The organism is Pseudomonas sp. FG86, from assembly GCF_057808775.1.
On record NZ_JBMDIS010000006.1, the window covers coordinates 186,588 to 207,422 of the forward strand.

Annotated in this window: 17 protein-coding genes; 9 read left to right on the forward strand and 8 right to left on the reverse strand. The window is 61.1% G+C overall.

Going from position 1 to position 20,835, the window contains the following annotated elements:
- Positions 1 to 149 precede the first annotated feature (149 nt).
- The 8 genes from ACODSV_RS06430 (at position 150) to cobA (ending at position 11,582) form a co-directional block, all read left to right on the forward strand.
- Positions 150 to 1,376, forward strand: a complete 1,227-nt coding sequence (locus ACODSV_RS06430) for a CmpA/NrtA family ABC transporter substrate-binding protein (RefSeq protein ID WP_150053909.1) — start codon at positions 150 to 152, stop codon at positions 1,374 to 1,376.
- A gap of 13 nt (positions 1,377 to 1,389) precedes the next feature.
- Positions 1,390 to 1,965 carry an ANTAR domain-containing response regulator gene (locus tag ACODSV_RS06435; protein ID WP_024076866.1) on the forward strand — a complete coding sequence of 192 codons (576 nt, stop codon included), beginning with the start codon at positions 1,390 to 1,392 and terminating at the stop codon, positions 1,963 to 1,965.
- Between the two features lie 210 nt (positions 1,966 to 2,175).
- On the forward strand, positions 2,176 to 3,387 hold the full coding sequence (locus ACODSV_RS06440) for a nitrate/nitrite transporter (protein WP_041160996.1): 1,212 nt from the start codon (positions 2,176 to 2,178) through the stop codon (positions 3,385 to 3,387).
- Positions 3,387 to 5,054, forward strand: a complete 1,668-nt coding sequence (locus ACODSV_RS06445; RefSeq protein WP_150053910.1) for a bifunctional protein-serine/threonine kinase/phosphatase — start codon at positions 3,387 to 3,389, stop codon at positions 5,052 to 5,054. The genes ACODSV_RS06440 and ACODSV_RS06445 overlap by 1 nt, the downstream gene beginning before the upstream one ends.
- 298 nt (positions 5,055 to 5,352) lie before the next feature.
- Positions 5,353 to 7,806: a nitrite reductase large subunit NirB gene (gene nirB, locus ACODSV_RS06450; RefSeq protein WP_489078224.1), complete on the forward strand. Its 2,454-nt coding sequence runs from the start codon at positions 5,353 to 5,355 to the stop codon at positions 7,804 to 7,806.
- Positions 7,803 to 8,120, forward strand: coding sequence for a nitrite reductase small subunit NirD (nirD, locus tag ACODSV_RS06455; protein WP_024076870.1), 318 nt, complete (start codon positions 7,803 to 7,805; stop codon positions 8,118 to 8,120). The genes nirB and nirD overlap by 4 nt, the downstream gene beginning before the upstream one ends.
- Positions 8,120 to 10,828, forward strand: coding sequence for a nitrate reductase (locus ACODSV_RS06460; protein WP_150053912.1), 2,709 nt, complete (start codon positions 8,120 to 8,122; stop codon positions 10,826 to 10,828). The genes nirD and ACODSV_RS06460 overlap by 1 nt, the downstream gene beginning before the upstream one ends.
- A gap of 10 nt (positions 10,829 to 10,838) precedes the next feature.
- Positions 10,839 to 11,582, forward strand: a complete 744-nt coding sequence (cobA, locus tag ACODSV_RS06465) for a uroporphyrinogen-III C-methyltransferase (RefSeq protein ID WP_150053913.1) — start codon at positions 10,839 to 10,841, stop codon at positions 11,580 to 11,582.
- Between the two features lie 64 nt (positions 11,583 to 11,646).
- Here cobA and ACODSV_RS06470 read toward each other — a convergent pair whose 3' ends face one another.
- The 8 genes from ACODSV_RS06470 to ppsA all read right to left on the reverse strand — a co-directional run bounded on the left by ACODSV_RS06470 (position 11,647) and on the right by ppsA (position 19,743).
- Entirely contained in the window at positions 11,647 to 12,627 is a 981-nt protein-coding gene (locus ACODSV_RS06470; protein WP_150053915.1) for an OmpA family protein, read from the reverse strand.
- A 107-nt stretch (positions 12,628 to 12,734) separates the two neighbouring features.
- Positions 12,735 to 13,325, reverse strand: a complete 591-nt coding sequence (gene sigX / locus ACODSV_RS06475; RefSeq protein WP_017845210.1) for an RNA polymerase sigma factor SigX — start codon at positions 13,323 to 13,325, stop codon at positions 12,735 to 12,737.
- A gap of 87 nt (positions 13,326 to 13,412) precedes the next feature.
- The gene (locus ACODSV_RS06480) at positions 13,413 to 14,237 is read right to left on the reverse strand and encodes a mechanosensitive ion channel family protein (protein ID WP_003175519.1); all 825 of its coding nucleotides are present in this window, start codon (positions 14,235 to 14,237) and stop codon (positions 13,413 to 13,415) included.
- A gap of 2 nt (positions 14,238 to 14,239) precedes the next feature.
- Positions 14,240 to 14,485, reverse strand: coding sequence for a hypothetical protein (locus ACODSV_RS06485; protein ID WP_005790375.1), 246 nt, complete (start codon positions 14,483 to 14,485; stop codon positions 14,240 to 14,242).
- A gap of 86 nt (positions 14,486 to 14,571) precedes the next feature.
- On the reverse strand, positions 14,572 to 15,567 hold the full coding sequence (locus tag ACODSV_RS06490; RefSeq protein WP_024076874.1) for a zinc transporter ZntB: 996 nt from the start codon (positions 15,565 to 15,567) through the stop codon (positions 14,572 to 14,574).
- A 24-nt stretch (positions 15,568 to 15,591) separates the two neighbouring features.
- Entirely contained in the window at positions 15,592 to 16,083 is a 492-nt protein-coding gene (rraA, locus tag ACODSV_RS06495) for a ribonuclease E activity regulator RraA (protein ID WP_024076875.1), read from the reverse strand.
- A gap of 189 nt (positions 16,084 to 16,272) precedes the next feature.
- Positions 16,273 to 17,262, reverse strand: a complete 990-nt coding sequence (locus tag ACODSV_RS06500; RefSeq protein WP_024076876.1) for an alpha/beta fold hydrolase — start codon at positions 17,260 to 17,262, stop codon at positions 16,273 to 16,275.
- A 105-nt stretch (positions 17,263 to 17,367) separates the two neighbouring features.
- Positions 17,368 to 19,743 carry a phosphoenolpyruvate synthase gene (ppsA, locus tag ACODSV_RS06505; RefSeq protein WP_024076877.1) on the reverse strand — a complete coding sequence of 792 codons (2,376 nt, stop codon included), beginning with the start codon at positions 19,741 to 19,743 and terminating at the stop codon, positions 17,368 to 17,370.
- A 178-nt stretch (positions 19,744 to 19,921) separates the two neighbouring features.
- On the opposite strand from ppsA, the gene ppsR reads away from it, so the two are divergent.
- Positions 19,922 to 20,740 (forward strand): posphoenolpyruvate synthetase regulatory kinase/phosphorylase PpsR, encoded by an 819-nt coding sequence (gene ppsR, locus ACODSV_RS06510; protein ID WP_024076878.1) that lies wholly within the window; start codon positions 19,922 to 19,924, stop codon positions 20,738 to 20,740.
- The last annotated feature ends 95 nt before the right edge of the window (positions 20,741 to 20,835 follow it).

Below are 20,835 nucleotides of genomic sequence, written 5' to 3' on the forward strand. Positions count from 1 at the left end.
GCCCCGTGGCATGTGCCTTGCTTTGCACTCTGCATCAGAGCACGCGCCAACGACGGAGCGGGCTTACGGACAAAGGCGTCGTTACCTGCAATGGCCTACACCGCCATCTGAAGGGACGACGTTTTTTTTGAACGAAAAGGTAGGCACTGATGAACGATTCGGTAGGCAGCAGCCCGATAAAAGACCCTCTGGCCTGGGTCAGCGGCAGTGACGCCCCGGAAAAGAGCAGCCTCGACCTAGGCTTCATGGCCTTGACCGACTGCGCCTCGCTGGTGGTTGCGGCAACCCAGGGGTTCGCCCAACCCTATGGTTTGACGCTGAACCTCAAGCGTCAGTCGTCATGGGCCAGCCTGCGCGACAAACTGGTCAGCGGCGAACTGGATGCCGCCCACGGCCTGTATGGCCTGATCTACGCCGTGCACCTGGGCATTGGCGGCACCGCCCCGACCGACATGGCGGTGCTGATGGGGCTGAACCAGAATGGCCAGAGCATCAACCTGTCCCACGGCCTGCAACAACAAGGCGTGGTCACTCCTGAGGCACTGGATCGCCATGTGCACCAAAGCCGAACACCGTTGACCTTTGCCCAGACCTTTCCCACCGGCACCCATGCGATGTGGCTGTATTACTGGCTGGCGAGCCAAGGCATTCACCCGTTGCAGGATGTGGAGAGCGTGGTGGTACCGCCGCCGCAAATGGTCGCGCACCTGCAGGCCGGGCGTATCGACGGCTTCTGTGTCGGCGAACCCTGGAGCGCCAGCGCAGTCAAGCAAAACCAAGGCTTCACCCTGGCGACCAGCCAGGCAATCTGGCCCAATCATCCGGAAAAAGTCCTCGGCTGCACCCAAGCCTTTGTCGACCAATACCCCAATACCGCCCGCGTGCTGGTCATGGCGATCCTTGAAGCCAGTCGTTTTATCGAGCAAAGCACCGAGAACCGTCGCTCTACCGCTCAGTTGCTCAGCGCCCGCGAGTACCTCGACGCCCCGCTCGACTGCATCGAGCCGCGCCTGCTGGGTCACTATGACGATGGCCTCGGTAACCAGTGGCAAGACCCCCATGCGCTGCGGTTCTTTGCCGATGGAGCAGTGAACCTGCCGTATCTGTCCGACGGCATGTGGTTCATGACCCAATTTCGTCGCTGGGGCCTGTTGCGCGAAGACCCGGACTACCTCGGCGTGGCGCGGCAGGTCCAGCAACTGGCGCTCTATCGCCAGGCCGCCGAGGCACTTGGGTTGCCTGCCAGGGACCAGGACATGCGCAGCAGCCAATTGATCGACGGCAAGATCTGGGACGGCGCCGACCCCGTCGCCTATGCCCGCAGCTTCCGCCTGCATGCCATGGCCGACCACGCCAGCCGCCAAGCCCTGCGCTGACAGGAGGACTGATATGTTGCGAATCCTGTTGATCAACGACACCCCGCGCAAGGTCGGGCGCCTCAAGGCGGCACTGATAGAGGCCGGTTTCGAGGTGATCGACGAGTCCGGCCTGACCATCGACCTGCCCGCGCGCGTCGAAACGGTGCGTCCGGATGTGATCCTGATCGATACCGAGTCACCCGGTCGCGATGTCATGGAGCAAGTGGTGCTGGTCAGCCGCGACCAACCCCGGCCCATCGTCATGTTTACCGACGAGCACGACCCCAGTGTGATGCGCCAGGCGATCAAATCCGGCGTCAGCGCGTACATCGTTGAAGGCATCCAGGCCCAGCGCCTGCAGCCCATCCTCGACGTGGCCATGGCACGCTTCGAAAGCGACCAGGCCCTGCGCGCCCAGTTGCACGCCCGCGACCAGCAGTTGGCCGAGCGCAAGCGCATCGAACTGGCCAAGGGCCTGCTGATGAAAATGAAGGCCTGCAACGAGGAAGAGGCCTACACCCTGATGCGCCGCCAGGCCATGAGCCGCCAGCAGAAACTGATCCAGGTGGCGGAGCAGATCATCGCCATGAGCGAGCTGCTCGGCTGACCTGGCTCAGCTCTTGCTAAAGAATCTTCACAGGTAACCAACGGCGGTTGCCCCTCCACGACAAAGACGTCGCACATCCGGTTTGCCCTCGCGAACCCGGTGGCGGCGTTTTTTCGTTTTGGCCCCAGTGCATGGGGCCGGTGGGGCGGCCTTAGCCGGCTGTTCCATCACCAGGCCTTCTTACAAGACTCCCAACCGTTGAGGTGCGTGATGAAATCAAGCTTCTGGAAATCCGGGCACACCCCGACCCTGTTTGCCGCGTTCCTGTATTTCGACCTGAGCTTCATGGTCTGGTACCTGCTGGGCCCCCTGGCGGTGCAGATTGCCGCCGACCTGCACCTGACCACCCAACAGCGCGGCCTGGTAGTCGCGACGCCGATCCTGGCGGGCGCGGTGCTGCGCTTCCTGATGGGCATGCTGGCCGACAAGCTGTCGCCCAAGACCGCCGGGCTGATCGGCCAGGTGATTGTGATCGCGGCGTTGTTCATCGCCTGGAAAGTGGGAATCCACAGCTACGAACAAGCGTTGCTGCTGGGGCTGTTCCTCGGTATGGCCGGTGCGTCCTTTGCCGTCGCCCTGCCCCTGGCCTCCCAGTGGTATCCGGCCGAACACCAGGGCAAAGCGATGGGCATCGCGGGAGCCGGCAACTCCGGTACCGTGTTTGCAGCCCTGCTGGCACCGGTACTGGCCGCCGCGTTTGGCTGGAGCAATGTGTTCGGCTTCGCCCTGATCCCGTTGATCCTGACCCTGATCGTCTTCGCCTGGCTCGCGCGCAATGCGCCTGAACGCCCGAAAGCCAAGTCCATGAGTGACTACTTCAAGGCCCTGGGTGACCGCGACAGCTGGTGGTTCATGTTCTTCTACAGTGTGACCTTCGGCGGCTTTATCGGCCTGGCCAGCGCCCTGCCCGGCTACTTCAACGACCAGTACGGCCTGAGCCCGGTGACCGCCGGTTACTACACCGCCGCCTGCGTGTTTGGCGGCAGCCTGATGCGCCCGCTGGGCGGCGCGCTGGCAGACCGTTTCGGCGGGATTCGCACCCTGCTGGGCATGTACAGCGTGGCGGCAATCTGCATCGCGGCAGTGGGTTTCAACCTGCCCAGCTCCTACGCGGCACTGGCCTTGTTCGTCTGCACCATGCTCGGCCTGGGTGCCGGCAATGGCGCAGTGTTCCAACTGGTGCCCCAGCGCTTCCGGCGTGAAATTGGCGTGATGACCGGCCTGATCGGCATGGCCGGCGGTATCGGCGGCTTCGCGCTGGCGGCGGGCATGGGCGCCATCAAGCAGAGCACCGGCAGCTATCAACTGGCCTTGTGGTTGTTCGCCAGCCTGGGCGTGCTGGCCTGGTTCGGCCTGCACGGCGTCAAGCGGCGCTGGAGAACCACCTGGGGTTCGGCCGCCGTGACCGCCGCACGCGTCTGATGAGCCTGCAACTGAGCGTCGCCCAGGCCAGCGCCATCGGCCCCCGCGCCGAAAACCAGGATGCCCTGCGCGTGGTCACCCCCGTGGCGGAACTGGCCGCGAGCAAGGGCTACCTGTGCGCGCTGGCCGACGGTGTCAGCCAGTGCGCCGACGGTGGCCTGGCCGCGCGCTCGACCTTGCAGGCCCTGGCCCTGGACTACTACGCCACGCCGCAAACCTGGGGCGTGGCCCAGGCACTCGAACGTTTATTGCTCGCACAGAATCGCTGGCTGCAAGCCAATGGCGGCGGCCAGCCGCTGCTGACCACCCTCAGTGCCCTGGTATTTCGCGGCCAGCGCTTTACGCTGGCGCATGTCGGCGATTGCCGGGTATATCGCTGGCTGGACGATGAACTGCTGCGCATCAGCGCGGACCACGTGTGGGAACAACCGGGCATGCAGCACGTGCTCAAGCGCGCCCTCGGCCTGGATCAACACCTGGTGCTGGACTTCCTCGATGGCGAACTGCGTGAGGGCGAATGTTTCCTGCTGCTCAGCGATGGCGTATGGGCCACCCTGGGCGACCACAGCATCCGTGCGATCCTGCGCGAGCAGACCGACCTCGACCTCGCGGTGACCACCCTGGTCAACGCCGCACACCTGGCGGGTAGCCAGGACAATGCCAGCGCCCTGCTGGTGCGCATCGATCAACGGGGCGCAGCCACCCTCGGCGACGCCCTGGTGCAGTTGCAGCAATGGCCACTGCCGCCGCCGCTCAAGGTTGGCCAACACTTTGAAGGCTGGCAGGTGGAATGCGTGCTGGCGCAGAGCCGTCAGTCCTTACTGTACCGGGTCCGCGATGCCCAGCAGCAACCCTGGCTGCTCAAGACCCTGCCCCTGAGTCGCGACGACGACAGCGACGCCGGCCAAGCCCTGCTCTCGGAGGAGTGGTTTCTACGCCGAGTGGCCGGGCGCGCGTTTCCTGAAGTCCATCCCGCCAGCGGGCGTCAGCATTTGTACTACGTGATGCGTGAATACCCAGGGCAAACCCTCGCCGAACTGTTCCAGCACCAAGGCCCATTACCCTTGGCGCAATGGCAGTCCATCGCCGAACGTTTGTTGCGCGCGGTGGGCCTGCTGCACCGCCGACAAATCCTGCACCGCGACATCAAGCCGGAAAACCTGCTGCTGGGCGACGACGCCGAGTTGCGTGTGCTGGATTTCGGCCTGGCCTACTGTCCGGGCCTGTCCGAAGACCGCGCCCACCTGCTGCCCGGTACCCCGAGCTTTATTGCACCCGAGGCATTTAATGGCGAACGTCCTACGGCGCAACAAGATTTGTACAGTGTTGGCGTCAGCCTGTATTACCTGCTGACCGGGCATTATCCCTACGGCGAAATCGAAGCCTTCCAACGGCCAAGGTTCAACTTGCCGGTCAGCGCCAGTCGCTATCGTCCCGATTTGCCGGACTGGCTGCCCCACAGCCTGGAACGGGCCGTGGCCGCCGATCCCACCCAGCGCTACGAAACCGCCGAAGAATGGTTGCTGGCGCTGGAACAGGCCGACCGCCACGAACTCAGCGTGCGACCACGCCCGCTGTTGGAGCGCGAACCCCTGAAGGTCTGGCGGACCCTGGCGCTGGTCTCACTGCTGATCAACTTGGTGCTGCTCTACACGCTGTACCTGTAGGAACGAGCGTGCTCGCATCTACAGCCTGGCCATGCGCCAGATGTGGGCAGCGCGCGTTCAAATGGTGCGAAAAAACAGGGAATGAAGAGCGATTGGGCCAATAAATGCGAGGGTCATGCAACTTGGCACAACCACTGCATTAGCTTTCCCAACACCCAACATATAGCCGCACCTTCAACGTCGAAGGGTCGAGCTTCCCGAGAGAACGGGACCAGGACAAAGGCGTCCTCGCTAGGTAACTAGCGGGGACGCCTTTTTTTGTTTGCGCGTGATGGGTCGAACCCATGCGGAGAACGATATGAAAAAACTCAAATTAGTGATGATCGGCAACGGCATGGCCGGGGTCCGCACCCTGGAAGAACTGCTCAAGCTGAGCAACGAACTGTACGACATCACCGTGTTCGGCGCCGAGCCCCACACCAACTACAACCGCATCCTGCTGTCGCCGGTGCTGGCCGGTGAGCAAACCTTCGAAGAGATCGTACTCAACGACCTCGACTGGTACCTGGACAACCACGTCAAGCTGCTGCTCAACCGCAAAGTGGTGCAAATCGACCGGGTCAAACGCAAGGTCATTGCCGAAGACGGGACCGAGGCCGAGTACGATCGCCTGCTGATCGCCACCGGTTCCACACCGTTTATCCTGCCCATTCCGGGCAACACCCTGCAGGGTGTGATCGGCTACCGCGACATCGCCGACACCCAGGCGATGATCGAGACCGCCAAGACCCACAAGCACGCCGTGGTGATCGGCGGCGGCCTGCTCGGCCTGGAAGCCGCCAACGGCCTGATGCTGCGCGGCATGCACGTGACCGTGGTGCACCTCGGCGAATGGCTGCTGGAACGCCAGTTGGACAAGACCAGCGGCCAACTGCTGCAAACCGAATTGGAAAGCCGTGGCCTGGTATTTCGCCTGTGCGAACAGACCCAGGCCCTGCACGACGCCGGCAATGGCCGGGTCGGCTCGGTGCAATTCAAGAATGGCGACATCATCCCCGCCGACCTGGTGGTGATGGCCGCCGGCATCCGGCCCAATACCGAACTCGCGGAAAAATCCGGCATCCCCTGCAACCGTGGGATTCTGGTCAACGACACGATGCAAACCTACGACCCACGCATCTACGCGATCGGCGAATGCGCCAGCCATCGCGGGATTGCCTATGGCCTGGTAGCGCCACTGTTCGAGCAGGCCAAGGTGTGTGCCAACCATCTGGCCCAACTGGGCTTTGCCACCTACAAGGGCTCGGTGACTTCGACCAAGCTGAAGGTCACCGGCATCGACCTGTTCTCCGCTGGCGACTTCATGGGCGGCGAAGGCACCGAGACCATCACCCTCTCCGATCCGATTGGCGGCGTTTACAAGAAGCTGGTGATCAAGAACGACATCCTCGTCGGCGCCTGCCTGTACGGCGACACCGCCGACGGCGGTTGGTATTTCCGACAAATCCGTGAGAACCACGCAATTGGCGAGATCCGCGACCACCTGATGTTCGGCGAAAACGCCCTGGGTGACGTCGGCCATCAAGGCCAGGACAAAGCCATGAGCATGGCCGACAACGCCGAAGTCTGCGGCTGCAATGGCGTGTGCAAGGGCACCATCGTCAAGGCTATCCAGGAACACGGGCTGTTCAGCGTCGACGAGGTGAAAAAACACACCAAGGCCGCCAGCTCCTGCGGTTCCTGCGCCGGGTTGGTGGAACAGATCCTGATCAACACCGTGGGCGGTGCCGCCGATGTCAAACCCAAGAGCGAAAAAGCCATCTGCGGTTGCAGCGACCTCAACCACGGGCAAATCCGCCAGGCCATCCGCGAACAGCACCTGCTAACCATCGCCGGCACCATGGGCTACCTGAACTGGCGCACCCCGAACGGCTGCGCCACCTGCCGCCCGGCGCTGAACTACTACCTGATTTCCACCTGGCCGGGTGAAGCCAAGGACGATCCGCAATCGCGCCTGATCAACGAACGGGCCCACGCCAATATTCAGAAAGACGGCACCTACTCCGTCGTCCCACGGATGTGGGGCGGTGTGACCAATCCTTCGGAACTGCGGCGCATCGCCGACGTGGCCGACAAGTACAACGTGCCGATGGTCAAGGTCACCGGCGGCCAGCGCATCGACCTGCTGGGCATCAAGAAGCAGGACTTGCCCGGCGTGTGGAAGGACCTCGACATGCCGTCCGGCCACGCCTACGGCAAATCCATCCGCACCGTGAAGACCTGCGTCGGCAGTGAGTTCTGTCGCTTCGGCACGCAGAACTCCACACAACTGGGAATCGAACTGGAGCATGACCTGTTCAACATGTGGTCGCCACATAAGGTGAAGCTGGCGGTATCCGGTTGCCCACGCAATTGCTCGGAAGCCGGTATCAAGGACGTCGGCATTATCGGTGTGGACTCCGGCTGGGAGATGTATATCGGTGGCAACGGCGGGATCAAGACCGAAGTCGCCGAGTTCTTCGTCAAGCTCAAGACCGCCGAGGAAGTGCGCGAATACAACGGCGCGTTCCTGCAGCTGTACCGCGAAGAGGCCTTTTACCTGGAACGCACCGTGCACTACCTGCAACGGGTGGGCATGGACCATATCAAGAAAGCCGTACTGGAAGACCCGGCACGGCGCAAAGCCCTCAACGAACGCCTGCAATTCTCCCTGTCGTTCGAACAGGACCCGTGGAAAGAACGCCTGGAACAGCCGCTGCTGAAAAAGGAGTTCGAGGTCATCCCCGTCAAACAACTGGAGGTGCCGGCATGAACTGGTTGGATATCTGTGCCCTCGACGAGATCAACACCCTGGGCTCGCGCATCATCAATGGGCCCAAAGGCGATATCGCGATTTTTCGTACCAGCGACGACGAAGTCTTTGCCCTCGACGACCGCTGCCCGCACAAGGGCGGCCCGCTGTCCCAAGGCCTGATCTACGGCAAACGCGTGGCCTGCCCGCTGCACAACTGGCAGATTGACCTGGCGTCCGGCGAAGCCCTGGCGCCGGATATCGGCTGCGCCCATCATCATCCCGCCCGTGTGGAAAACGGCCGGGTGATGCTGGCCCTGCGGGACGCCGGTTGATGAACCGCCAGACCACCGCGTCCACCTGCTGTTACTGCGGGGTGGGGTGCGGCGTGCTGATCGAGCATGACGGCGAACAGATCCTCGGCGTGCAAGGCGACCCCAACCACCCGGCCAACTTCGGCAAGCTGTGCAGTAAAGGCGCCAGCCTGCATTTGACCGGCGACCTCAGCGCCCGCGCCTTGTACCCGGAGTTGCGCCTGGGCAAGGGCCTGGCCCGCACCCGCGCCAGTTGGGACACCGCCCTGGAGCATGCGGCCAACGTATTCGCCGAGACCATCGCCGAACACGGGCCCGACAGCGTGGCCTTCTACATCTCCGGGCAGTTACTGACCGAGGATTACTACAGCTTCAACAAGTTGGCCCGGGCCCTGGTCGGCACCAACAACATCGATAGCAACTCGCGGCTGTGCATGTCCTCGGCGGTGGTCGGTTACAAGCGCAGCCTGGGCGCCGATGCGCCGCCATGCAGCTATGAAGATCTCGAATGCAGCGACTGCGTGATGATCGTCGGCAGCAATATGGCCTACGCCCACCCGGTACTGTTCCGACGCCTGGAAGAGGCCAAGGCACGGCGGCCGCAGATGAAAGTCGTGGTGATCGACCCGCGTCGCACAGATACCTGTGATTTGGCTGACCTGCACCTGGCGATCCTGCCGGGCACGGACGTGGCGCTCTTCCACGGGATTTTGCACCTGCTGCTGTGGGAAGACTGGATCGACCGTGATTTTATCCAGGCCCACACCGACGGCCTGGCCGCACTCAAACGCCTGGTGCACGACTACACGCCACAGATGGTCACGCAGTTGTGCGGCATCAGCGTCGAGCAATTACGCCTGTGTGCCGAATGGGTAGGCACCTCCAGCAGCTTTTTATCGCTGTGGTGTATGGGGCTCAACCAGTCCACCGCCGGCAGTGCGAAAAACAGCGCGCTGATCAATCTGCACCTGGCGACCGGGACCCTCGGCCGCCCAGGTTGCGGGCCGTTCTCGCTGACCGGCCAGCCAAACGCCATGGGCGGCCGCGAGACGGGCAGCTTGTCCAACCTGCTGCCCGGGCATCGGGAGGCCGCCAACCCCGAGCATCGGGCTGAAGTGGCCGCGTATTGGGGCGTGGAGCAATTACCGGCTACCCCTGGCCTCACCGCCATTGAACTGTTTGAACAGGTGCAGGCGGGCAAGATCAAGGCCCTGTGGATTGCCTGTACCAACCCTGCGCAATCGCTGCCAGACCAGAACAACGTGCGCGAGGCCCTGGCAGCCTGCCCGTTTGTAGTGTTGCAGGAGGCGTTTCGTACCACCGAAACCGCCGCCTATGCCGACCTGCTGTTACCCGCCGCCAGTTGGGGCGAAAAAGAAGGCACGGTGACCAATTCCGAACGGCGTATTTCCCATGTGCGCCAGGCCATTGCCCCTCCGGGTGAAGCTCGTGCGGACTGGGCGATTACCGTGGATTTCGCACAGCGTCTGGAGCGTCGCCTGCGCCCTGGCTTGAACAGCCTGTTCGCGTTCGAGCAACCGGCGCAGCTCTTTGACGAGTACAAGCTGCTGACCCGCGACCGTGATTTGGACCTGTCGGGTATCAGCCATGCCCTGCTCGACCAGATCGGCCCGCAGCAGTGGCCATTTCCCCTGGGCGCCCAGGCTGGAACACCGCGCCTGTACACCGATGGGCTCTTCCCGACCGACAATGGCCGCGCACACTTTATCGCCGATCCCTATCGAGCAGCCAAGGAGCAGCGTGACGCACGCTTCCCCCTGACCCTGATCACCGGACGCCTGCGCGACCAATGGCATGGCATGAGCCGCACCGGCACCGCCGCGCAATTGTTCGGCCACGTCAGTGAGGCGCGGCTCAGCCTGCACCCGGACGAACTGCGCCGGCATCGTTTCAAGGACGGTGACCTGGTCAACCTGAAAAGCCGTCGTGGCCACCTGATCGTCGCGGTCAGCAGCGATGACAGTGTGCGTCCCGGCCAAGCCTTCCTGCCCATGCACTGGGGCGATCGTTTTCTCAAGGGCGGCGTCAATGGCCTCACCCAGCCAGCATTCGATCCGTTATCCAAACAGCCGGAACTCAAGCACAGCGGCGTACGCCTGGAAGCCGTGCAACTGCCGTGGCAGTTGTTTGCACTGATCGAAGGCGATGTTCAGCAACACTTCGAGGCCTTGCGCCCACTGTGCGAGGGCTTTGCCTACGTCAGCCTGAGCCTGGCCGGCCGTGAGCGGCCAGCGTTGCTGGTACGCGCGGCACATACCGAGGCACCCGACCTGCAACTGTTGACCCGTATCGACCAACTGCTGGGCCTGCATGACGGGCCGGTGATGGCCTACGACGACCCACGTCGCTCCATCGGCAAGCGGGTAAAGATCGAGAAAGGCCGTATTACGGCGGTGCGCCTGGCGGGTGAAACCCTGGCCCGCCACTGGCTGCAAAGCCTGTGGCTGGAAGGTCGCACCGACGATCAGTTGCGGCGCTGGCTGTTGGCGCCCTTAAGCGCAGCACCCGGCGGCGCGGCGGCAAGCAGCAAGATCCTGTGCAACTGCAAGAACGTCAGCGAAAACGCGGTGTGTGCCGGCATTGCCCGGGGCCTGGCCCTGGAGGGGCTCAAACAGGAACTGGGCTGCGGCACGCAATGTGGTTCCTGTGTACCGGAAATCAAACGTCTATTGGCCAGCAACCCGCAGCCAATCGCAATCAGTGTGTGAGGGCAACAACATGAGCGCAAAAGTCTGGCTGGTGGGCGCAGGCCCCGGTGATCCGGAGTTGCTGACCCTCAAGGCGGTACGGGCGATGCACGCCGCCGATGTGGTGCTGATCGATGACCTGGTCAACCCGGCGGTGCTGGAGCATTGCGGCGATGCGCGAGTGATTACCGTCGGCAAACGCGGCGGCTGTCGCTCGACGCCGCAGGATTTTATCCACCGCCTGATGCTGCGCTATGCGCGCCAGGGCAAATGCGTGGTGCGCCTCAAGGGCGGCGACCCCTGCATTTTCGGCCGGGGCGGCGAAGAGGCCACCTGGCTGCGCGAGCGTGGGGTCGAGGTGGAGTTGGTCAACGGAATCACAGCAGGGCTGGCAGGGGCGACGAATTGCGATATTCCCCTGACGTTGCGAGGGGTCAGTCGCGGCGTAACGCTGGTCACCGCACATACCCAGGACGACAGCCGCCTGAACTGGCGAGCCTTGGCCGAGGGGGGTACGACGCTGGTGGTTTACATGGGCGTGGCGAAGCTGGAGGAGATTCGCGAGCAATTGCTCGAAGGCGGCATGGCGACGGATACGCCAGTGGCGATGATCGAAAATGCCTCGCTGGCGCAGCAACGCGAGTGCCGCAGCGAGCTGTGGCGCATGCACGAGGATGCGCAGGCGTTCGCCCTGAAGAGCCCGGCAATCCTGGTGATTGGCCAGGTGGCCGGCATGGCACAGGTCGCCCAGCTGACAGAAGCCGCCAGCGCCTGAGGCAAATTCCAGGCGAAAAAAAGCCCGGCCTAAGCCGGGCTTTTTTCTACCACTCAGTAATTACTTACTTAGCGGTAGCTTCTACCGACGCTTCTACGCGACGGTTGATGGCACGACCAGCTTCAGTTGCGTTGTCAGCAACTGGGCGGGATTCGCCGTAACCTACTGCGGTGATACGGCTAGGAGCAACGCCGTCTTTAACCAGGACTTGCTTAACAGCGTCAGCACGACGCTGGGACAGCTTCTGGTTGTAAGCGTCTGGACCTACGGAGTCAGTGTGACCAGCAACTTCTACGTTGGTAGCTGGGTACTGAGCCATGAAGTCGGCCAGGTTTTTCACGTCGCCGTAGCTGTTAGGCTTAACAACGGCCTTGTCGAAGTCGAACTTGACGTCCAGCTCAACACGAACAACCTGAGCAACCGGAGCTTCTGGCTCTGGAACTGGCTCTGGAGCTGGTGCTGGGGTAGGAGCTGGAGCAGCTGCGCCAGCGTTACCGCCGAAGTTCACGCCCAGGCCGACCAGTGCGGAGTAATCCCACTTGCCGTTGTCCAGTGCGTAGTCAGCTTCAACACCGGCACGAGCGTACAGGTTGTTGGTGAAGTAGTACTTCACGCCAGCGCCAGCGATAGCCAGGGTCGACTGATCGCGACCGCTGTGACCGTCAGCCTGCACGTTGCCACGGCTCTGGTGACCGAAGCCGCCTTCTACGTATGGACGCAGGCTGTCAACGCCAGCCTGACCAAAGTGGTACTGAGCAGTCAGGCTGCCGGTATCACCTTTGATTTTCTGGCTGCCAGTACCGTCGTTCGAACGGGTGTGGTTGGTTTTGTCGTACGACAGGTTCAAGGACAGGTCGTCGGTCAGGAAATAACCGATGCGAGCGCCAGGATTGTAGCCGTCTTCGATGTGCTTAACGCTATCGTTGAACTGCTTTTTGTAGAACAGCTCGCCTTCAACTGCGCCTTGGCCTTGTGCCAGTGCGCCGAAAGAAGTGGCCGCAATAAGAGTACCAATGGCCAAGCCCAAGGTGTTTTTCAGTTTCATCCGTTAAATCCCCATCTGGTGATTGTAAAGCAGTCCCACAAACCGGGGGACAACTCGGCGACAAGTCTAACAGAACTTGCCTACACGTAAGAGATATTTGCCACGCACTAAGTTTCAGTCTCGCCCGCAAATTTCTCACGTAATTTATCAAGAGCACGTTTGTAACGCATTTTTGTAGCACTCAAACCCATGTGCATGATGTCGGCGATTTCCTGAAACTCCAGCTCTGCGACAAATCGTAGCACCAGAATTTCCCGGTCAATCGGGTTCACATGCACCAACCAGCGATCAAGTCCGCCCTTCTCCTCGGGTGCCGGCGTCTTTTCTTCAGACGCCTCCTCAAGGGGGTCGAGACTCAAGGCGTCCATCAAGCGACGCTTTCGCCGTTCCTTCCGATACTGCGTGATGCATTCGTTGTACGTGATGCTGTAGAGCCAGGTCTTGAACTTCGATTTGCCCTCGAAGTTCTTCAGGCCGTACAGCACCTTGAGCATCACTTCCTGACAGACATCATCCGCATCTCTATCGTTCCCTAAATACCTTGAACAAACGTTGAACAGAGTGCGTTGATATCTGCGCATCAATTCTTCGTACGCGCGAGTTACGTGAAACAGCTCCGTGTGCGCGCGCGCGACCAACTCCTCATCAGAGAGCTCACGGGGGTCATAGCGCGTGGACAGCGTTTGGGCTTTATTCAAAACAAGTCGTGCCGACAGTCAGGTCAATGTCCGCTGCAATCCGGTCACCCAGGTTCGCGGCGGCGTACATTAGCAGGGTTTGCGGCCTTAGCGGCTACTGACCTGCTGCTCCAGGAGAATCCGATTGGACAGCGACACCAAGTCGCCGTCATCGGTCAACACCGTTGTCTTGACCGTGCCGATCTCCTCGATTTGCCCTTCGACCTCGCCCACACGCACCTGCTGCCCCACCTGATACAACTCACGCACGTAGATTCCCGCAAGAATCTGGCCGGCAATTTCCCGGCTTCCCAACCCCATGGCCAGCGCAACGGCCAGACCAACGGTAATCAAAACAATCACAATCACATGGTTGAGCAGGTCAGTCTTGACCTCCAACTGGCTGATCGCGACGGAAATACTGATGATGATCACCAGCCCCTGGGCAATTCGCCCCAGGCCTGCCGCATAGTCCAGCCCTACCCCTTCGGCAGCCCCGCGCACCAGCCCATTGGCCAGTTGCGCCAGCAAAACGCCGACAAGCAGCACCAGCGCGCCACCGAAAACCTTCGGTAAATACAGCGCGAGCATGTCGAGCGTAGCTGAAACTCGCTCAAGTCCAAGGGATTGAGCCGCGGAAACCAGAAAAATCAGCAATACGAACCAATAGACGATCTTGCCGATCAAGGTCGAAATCGGCACTTGCAGACCGGCGCGGCCGAGCAGCTTGGTCAGCCCGGTACCTGCCATCAGGCGATCAAGGCCGAGTTTCGCGAGCAATTTGGACAACAGGGTGTCGAGCAGCTTGGCCACGACAAAGCCCAGCAGTACCAGGACCAGCGCCCCAAACAGGTTGGGAATGAAATTCGCCACCTTGGTCCACAATGCGGTCATCGCGGTGACCAGGCTCTGGGTCCAGAGATCAAGTTCCATATTCAATCAGCCTTATCAGCAGTGCGAGCAAGAGGTTTACGACGGGAAACCGGTGATACATGGGCTGAACCGTTGTTCAGGGCCATCATCAACGCCGGTAACCACCGACCGAGCAGGCCGAACAGGTCCCCCGCACCCACCTGACGGTTGGCGGTTTTCAACACGCGACCCAGGCAAGCATCGTCGTCGCGGTTGGACGGCGAGGCATTGAGCATGTCACGCAAAGACTGTTCGAACGGATCGTGCATAAAGACCTCTCGCAAGTGTTTTAAAAGACGAGGGTAAAATTCTTGAGGTCACATGGGACCCTTCCTACGTTCAGCTCATATTCAGGTCAAACCCAGCGCAATCGTCGAAATAGCCACCATTGTCCGAGCGCCACCGAGACCATCAGCAGGCAGGCAATCACAAATCCGTAGGGGCTGGAAGAGAACGGAATCCCCCCCACATTGATCCCCAGCAGGCCGGTCAGAAAGCTCATCGGCAGGAAGATCCCGGTGATGATCCCGAAGCGGTACATGGTGCGGTTCATGCGCACGCTCAAGCGCCGGTCTTCGGTCTCAAGCACAAGCCCCACGCGCTCCCGGGTCAATTCGAGCTCTTCCAGGTAGCGGGTCAGGCTGTTGTTCAATTCGTTCCAGTAGTCGGCATCGTCATCACAAAACCACGGCAATTTGATTCGCGTCAGCTGGGCAAAAATATCCCGCTGCGGGAACAGGAAACGCTTGAGCCCGGCCGCTCGCCGACGGATCTGCAAAACGCTGCCATGCTCCGGAGTATACCGTTCGTCGGCATCCAGTTTTTCTTCCTCGATATCGACGATTTCAGACAGGTCCGAGACCAGATCCTGCACTTTATGGGTGAGGTACTGCGCCATATAAAGGATGAGTTCGGATGCGGTCTTGGGCCCGGTGCCCTCCTCCAGTTGCACCAGCAATTCATCGGTGGCACGCAGCGGGCGCAAACGCAGGGAGATCACACGGCTGGCTGCGGCAAAAATACGCACCGAGACCATGTCCTCAGGCTCCGCGCCCGGGTTGAGGTTGACCCCACGCAGGAACAGCAGCAATTCGGCGTCCGGCAGCGGCAACAGGCGCGGCCGGGTGTTCTCTTCCAGCAGCAGGTCACAGGCGAATTCGCTCAAGCCGCTGGAGGTGCGCAACCAGGTCTGGGTCTGGGGATGGCTGCGGTCCCAATGCAGCCACAGGCTTTCCTGGGGCTGCATATGCAAATCGTCGAGCTCAGTCCGGGCAATCGAACGCGCACCGCCTTTACCGTCCAGCACCAGGGCATGCACCAGCCCCCATTGCGCGTTTTCTTCCTCGAACATCCTCACCCCGTTGGCTATTGCGGTTTATTCAGGCATTTTCAGCGGGCTGGGCGACACGATCACGCCATTATTGTCGGCGTAGATGTATTCACCCGGGCGAAACGTCACACCCGCAAAGGTGACCGCCACGTTCAAGTCGCCAATACCGCGCTTGTCGGTCTTCATCGGATGGCTGGCCAGGGCCTGCACCCCCAGGTCGGTCTGGGCGATCACGTCGACATCCCGGATGCAGCCATAGATCACCAGGCCTTCCCAACCGTTTTTCGCGGCTTTTTCGGCGATCATGTCGCCCAGCAGCGCACGGCGCAGCGAACCACCACCGTCGACCACCAATACCTTGCCGGTACCTGGCTGGTCGGCCTGTTCCTTGACCAGAGAGTTATCTTCGAAGCATTTAATGGTGACAATCTCGCCGCCAAAGGAGTCTCGACCGCCGAAGTTGCTGAACATCGGCTCGACCACCTGCACCAGTTCCGGGTAGGCGTCGCACAAGTCGGGGGTCACGTAATGGTTCATTGAAAAAATTCCTTTCTGTCAAAGAAGAGTCTTTCGAAAGAAGCGCCAGCCTGGGCCGGTGCGCAACATCCCATCCGCTTCGTCGCAACGCAATAACCACTGCGCGACTGAATATGACCAGAAGCGATTAACGCGTCATATCTTAGCCGCAACCACACACGAGCGAAACGCCCTTGGCAGAGCGCTGCGTCAAACTACGACCAAAGCCTCAGGCCTGGCACCCAGCGAGGGTGTCAGCGGATCTTTCAACCATTGCTCCACCAGCGGCCACACCTCGATCTGGGCGGGTTTGCTGACCAGCATTTCCACATGCCCGAAGTCCCCGGTAAAACCTTGCTGGCGTCCCAGGCACAGGTATTGGCGGTGCTCGGAGCCGACTTGCTCGAACAGCTTGCGGCACGCCCAATCCGGGTCCTGCCGGTCGCCTGCGGCACTGACGGCCAGCAGCGGTACGTCCACATCGGCCAGGCCTTTCCACCAGTCCTGCTTGCCATCGCCAAAGCGTCCAAACAGGCCATTCCAGCGCATGGCCTCAATCATCACACCAGCCGGTTCATCCTCCGGGCCACGCTTGAGCCGAGCGCCAGAGACCTGGCCAAAACGTTTCAAGAACAAGCGGCCGGTCCACTCCACCGGTGGAATTTTCAATGGCCAGTGGGTGCGACTCACCTGGCAGCCAAACAAGGCCACCGAGGCCACTGCCGGCGCTCCCAGGTGCTTCCCCCCCAAGGCCGCCGCCAGGGTAGTGGCGCCGAGGGAATGGCCGACCCAGTGCGGAACCTGCGCACTTTGCTCGCGCACAAACGCGCCGATCGCCGGCAAATCGTAGCGGGCATAGTCGGCGACGCGGTTGCGGGCGTACTGTTGGTTGCGCCGGGACAGCCCATGCCCGCGCATTTCCGGGATCCACACGTCGAATCCCTGGCGCGCCAAATAGGCCCCCAGGCCAATGCCCTTGGGTGAATACCAAAAGCGTCGATTGGAAAAACTGCCATGCAACAAGATAACCGGAATGCCCCGGTTTTCCGGGACATCGGCCAGGCCCAACCGGGTGACGGCCAGCTCGACGGTGCCGTCGGGACTGTTACCGGGTTTGAGTCGATACACATCTTCACTCAGGTCGCCACGACGTTCAGCGCTGATCAGGGCGACGGGAAACAGGTTGCTGCTGCTTTGCATAATGCTCTTGCACAAAAAAGGGCGGCGTCCGGAAGGAGTTCCGCCCTGTACAGATAAGAATGCCGGCCAACCTGACGATTGACCGGCACTTTTGACGCGTCGACCTTAGGCGGACGCTTGGCCTTCCGCCAGGAAGAACCAGGTTTCCAGCACCGAATCGGGGTTCAGCGAGACGCTTTCGATGCCCTGTTCCATCAACCATTTGGCCAGGTCAGGGTGGTCGGAAGGGCCTTGGCCGCAGATACCGATGTACTTGCCAGCCTTGTTACAAGCCTGGATGGCGTTGGCCAGCAGCTTCTTGACCGCCGGGTTACGCTCGTCGAACAGGTGCGCGATGATCCCGGAGTCGCGGTCCAGGCCCAAGGTCAGCTGGGTCAGGTCGTTGGAGCCGATGGAGAAGCCGTCGAAGAACTCGAGGAACTCTTCGGCCAGGATGGCGTTGGACGGCAGTTCGCACATCATGATGACGCGCAGGCCGTTCTCACCACGGGACAGGCCGTTTTCGGCCAGCAAATCCACAACCTGGCTCGCTTCACCCAGGGTGCGTACGAACGGCACCATGATTTCAACGTTGGTCAGGCCCATCTCGTTGCGCACGCGCTTGAGGGCGCGGCATTCAAGCTCGAAGCAATCACGGAACGCTTCGCTGATGTAACGCGAGGCACCGCGGAAGCCCAGCATCGGGTTTTCTTCTTCCGGCTCGTAGAGCTTGCCGCCGATCAGGTTGGCGTATTCGTTGGACTTGAAGTCCGACAGGCGCACGATGACCTTTTTCGGGTAGAACGCAGCCGCCAGGGTGCTGATGCCTTCCACCAGCTTCTCGACATAGAAGCCCACCGGGTCGTTGTAGCCGGCGATGCGTTTGTCGACGCTGTCCTTGATGTCCTGTGGCAGGCCGTCGTAGTTCAGCAGGGCCTTGGGGTGCACGCCGATCATGCGGTTGATGATGAACTCCAGACGGGCCAGACCCACGCCGGCGTTCGGCAACTGCGCGAAGTCGAAGGCACGGTCCGGGTTACCGACGTTCATCATGATCTTGAACGGCAGGTCCGGCATGGCGTCGATGGAGTTTTGCTTGATGTCGAAGCCCAACTCGCCTTCGAAGATGAAGCCGGTGTCGCCTTCGGCGCAGGAAACGGTCACGCCCTGGCCATCTTTGAGCAACTGGGTCGCATTGCCGCAGCCCACGACCGCCGGGATCCCCAGTTCACGGGCGATGATCGCCGCGTGGCAGGTACGCCCGCCACGGTTGGTGACGATAGCGCTGGCGCGCTTCATCACCGGCTCCCAGTCCGGGTCGGTCATGTCGGAGACCAGCACGTCGCCGGGCTGGACTTTGTCCATTTCGGACACGTCCTTGATGATCCGCACCTTGCCGGCGCCAATGCGCTGGCCAATGGCTCGGCCTTCCACCAGCACGGTGCCGGTTTCCTTGAGCAGGTAGCGCTCCATGACATTGGCCGAAGTGCGGCTCTTCACGGTCTCGGGACGCGCCTGCACGATATACAGCTTGCCGTCATCACCGTCCTTGGCCCACTCGATGTCCATCGGGCACTGGTAGTGCTTCTCGATGATCATCGCCTGCTTGGCCAGTTCGCTGACTTCAGCGTCGGTCAGGCAGAAACGCGCGCGCTCGGCCTTGTCCACATCAACGGTTTTCACCGAGCGACCGGCCTTGGCCTCGTCGCCGTAGATCATCTTGATGGCCTTGCTGCCCAGGTTGCGGCGCAGGATGGCCGGGCGACCCGCTTCGAGGGTGCCCTTGTGTACGTAGAATTCATCGGGGTTGACCGCACCTTGTACAACGGTTTCACCCAGGCCGTAGGCGCCGGTGATAAACACCACGTCACGGAAGCCCGACTCGGTATCGAGGGTGAACATCACGCCGGCGGTGCCGGTTTCAGAACGCACCATGCGCTGCACACCGGCAGACAGGGCGACCAGCTTGTGGTCGAAACCCTGGTGGACCCGGTAGGAAATGGCACGGTCGTTGAACAGCGAGGCAAACACTTCCTTGGCCGCGCGGATCACGTTTTCCACGCCGCGGATGTTGAGGAAGGTTTCCTGCTGGCCGGCGAAGGAGGCGTCGGGCAAGTCTTCGGCGGTGGCCGAGGAACGCACGGCGACGGCCATGTCCGGGTTGCCGGCCGACAGGGTGGCGAAGGCCGTACGGATTTCTTCGTTGAGCTTCTCGGGGAACTCGGCTTCCATGATCCATTGACGGATCTGGGCGCCGGTCTTGGCCAGGGCGTTGACATCATCGACGTCCAGGGCATCCAGCGCGGCGTGGATCTGGGCGTTGAGACCGCTCAGTTCGAGGAAATCGCGGTAAGCCTGGGCAGTGGTGGCAAAACCACCGGGCACCGAGACACCAGCGCCTGCAAGATTACTGATCATCTCGCCGAGGGATGCGTTCTTGCCCCCTACGTGCTCTACATCATGGACGCCGAGCTTATCGAGGGAAACTACGTACTCTACCAAGGTGATCTCTCCACTTTCTGTGTTGGAAAAGCTCAGGACGCCGGCTGCTCAGTAGGAGCATTCGCCAGCGCTTGTGGCCTGGACCTGGAAAATAAGTGAGAATGCGGCCCACTGCGGGACGGCAAAATCGCGCCTATCATATCCAAGATTCGCCATCAGCTTAAGGCCCAGGGCTCAAATGAAACGATCTGCTTTCTTTATTTCCGACGGCACCGGCATTACAGCCGAAACCCTGGGTCAGAGCCTGCTCGCGCAGTTCGAAAACATTACCTTCGCCAAATTCACGCGGCCCTATATCGACAACGTGGATAAAGCGCGGGCCATGGTACAACAAATCAATCTGGCGGCAGAAAAAGACGGCTTTCGGCCGATCATTTTCGACACCATCGTCAATCAAGACATCCGTGAGATCCTCGCAACCTCCAATGGTTTCATGATCGATATTTTCTCGACCTTCCTGGCGCCGCTGGAACAGGAGTTGAGCGAACACTCCTCTTATTCGGTCGGAAAGTCCCATTCCATTGGGCATAACTCCAATTACATGGAGCGTATCGAGGCGGTGAACTTCGCCCTCGACAACGATGACGGCGCCCGTACCCACTACTACGACAAGGCCGATCTGATTCTGGTCGGCGTGTCCCGCTGCGGCAAAACGCCCACCTGTCTGTACATGGCGATGCAATTCGGTATCCGTGCGGCCAACTACCCGTTGACCGAGGACGACATGGAGCACCTGACGTTGCCGGCCGCCCTGCGCGCGCATTCACATAAGCTCTTCGGCCTGACCATCGACCCGGACCGCCTCACGGCCATTCGCAACGAGCGCAAGCCCAACAGCCGCTACTCCAGCTATGCCCAGTGCGAATTCGAAGTGCGTGAAGTGGAAAATCTGTTCCGTCGCGAGAATATTGCGCATATCAATTCCACGCATTTTTCGGTGGAGGAGATTTCGGCGAAGATTCTGGTGGAGAAAGGCGTCGAGCGACGCTTCAAATAATGCCTTGAGACGCTGCTTAACGGTGGTGAACGGGCATGTCGTGGCGAGCGGGCTTGTTGTGGCGAGCGGGCTTGCCCCGCGTTGGGCTGCGCAGC

What these genes read in the sequence shown, in the direction of transcription:
- ACODSV_RS06430 (WP_150053909.1), top strand. Translation starts at nt 150, where the DNA reads ATGAACGATTCGGTAGGCAGCAGCCCGATAAAAGACCCTCTGGCCTGG.
- ACODSV_RS06435 (WP_024076866.1), top strand. Translation starts at nt 1,390, where the DNA reads ATGTTGCGAATCCTGTTGATCAACGACACCCCGCGCAAGGTCGGGCGC.
- ACODSV_RS06440 (WP_041160996.1), top strand. Translation starts at nt 2,176, where the DNA reads ATGAAATCAAGCTTCTGGAAATCCGGGCACACCCCGACCCTGTTTGCC.
- ACODSV_RS06445 (WP_150053910.1), top strand. Translation starts at nt 3,387, where the DNA reads ATGAGCCTGCAACTGAGCGTCGCCCAGGCCAGCGCCATCGGCCCCCGC.
- nirB (WP_489078224.1), top strand. Translation starts at nt 5,353, where the DNA reads ATGAAAAAACTCAAATTAGTGATGATCGGCAACGGCATGGCCGGGGTC.
- nirD (WP_024076870.1), top strand. Translation starts at nt 7,803, where the DNA reads ATGAACTGGTTGGATATCTGTGCCCTCGACGAGATCAACACCCTGGGC.
- ACODSV_RS06460 (WP_150053912.1), top strand. Translation starts at nt 8,120, where the DNA reads ATGAACCGCCAGACCACCGCGTCCACCTGCTGTTACTGCGGGGTGGGG.
- cobA (WP_150053913.1), top strand. Translation starts at nt 10,839, where the DNA reads ATGAGCGCAAAAGTCTGGCTGGTGGGCGCAGGCCCCGGTGATCCGGAG.
- ACODSV_RS06470 (WP_150053915.1), bottom strand. Translation starts at nt 12,627, where the DNA reads ATGAAACTGAAAAACACCTTGGGCTTGGCCATTGGTACTCTTATTGCG.
- ACODSV_RS06480 (WP_003175519.1), bottom strand. Translation starts at nt 14,237, where the DNA reads ATGGAACTTGATCTCTGGACCCAGAGCCTGGTCACCGCGATGACCGCA.
- ACODSV_RS06485 (WP_005790375.1), bottom strand. Translation starts at nt 14,485, where the DNA reads ATGCACGATCCGTTCGAACAGTCTTTGCGTGACATGCTCAATGCCTCG.
- ACODSV_RS06490 (WP_024076874.1), bottom strand. Translation starts at nt 15,567, where the DNA reads ATGTTCGAGGAAGAAAACGCGCAATGGGGGCTGGTGCATGCCCTGGTG.
- rraA (WP_024076875.1), bottom strand. Translation starts at nt 16,083, where the DNA reads ATGAACCATTACGTGACCCCCGACTTGTGCGACGCCTACCCGGAACTG.
- ACODSV_RS06500 (WP_024076876.1), bottom strand. Translation starts at nt 17,262, where the DNA reads ATGCAAAGCAGCAGCAACCTGTTTCCCGTCGCCCTGATCAGCGCTGAA.
- ppsR (WP_024076878.1), top strand. Translation starts at nt 19,922, where the DNA reads ATGAAACGATCTGCTTTCTTTATTTCCGACGGCACCGGCATTACAGCC.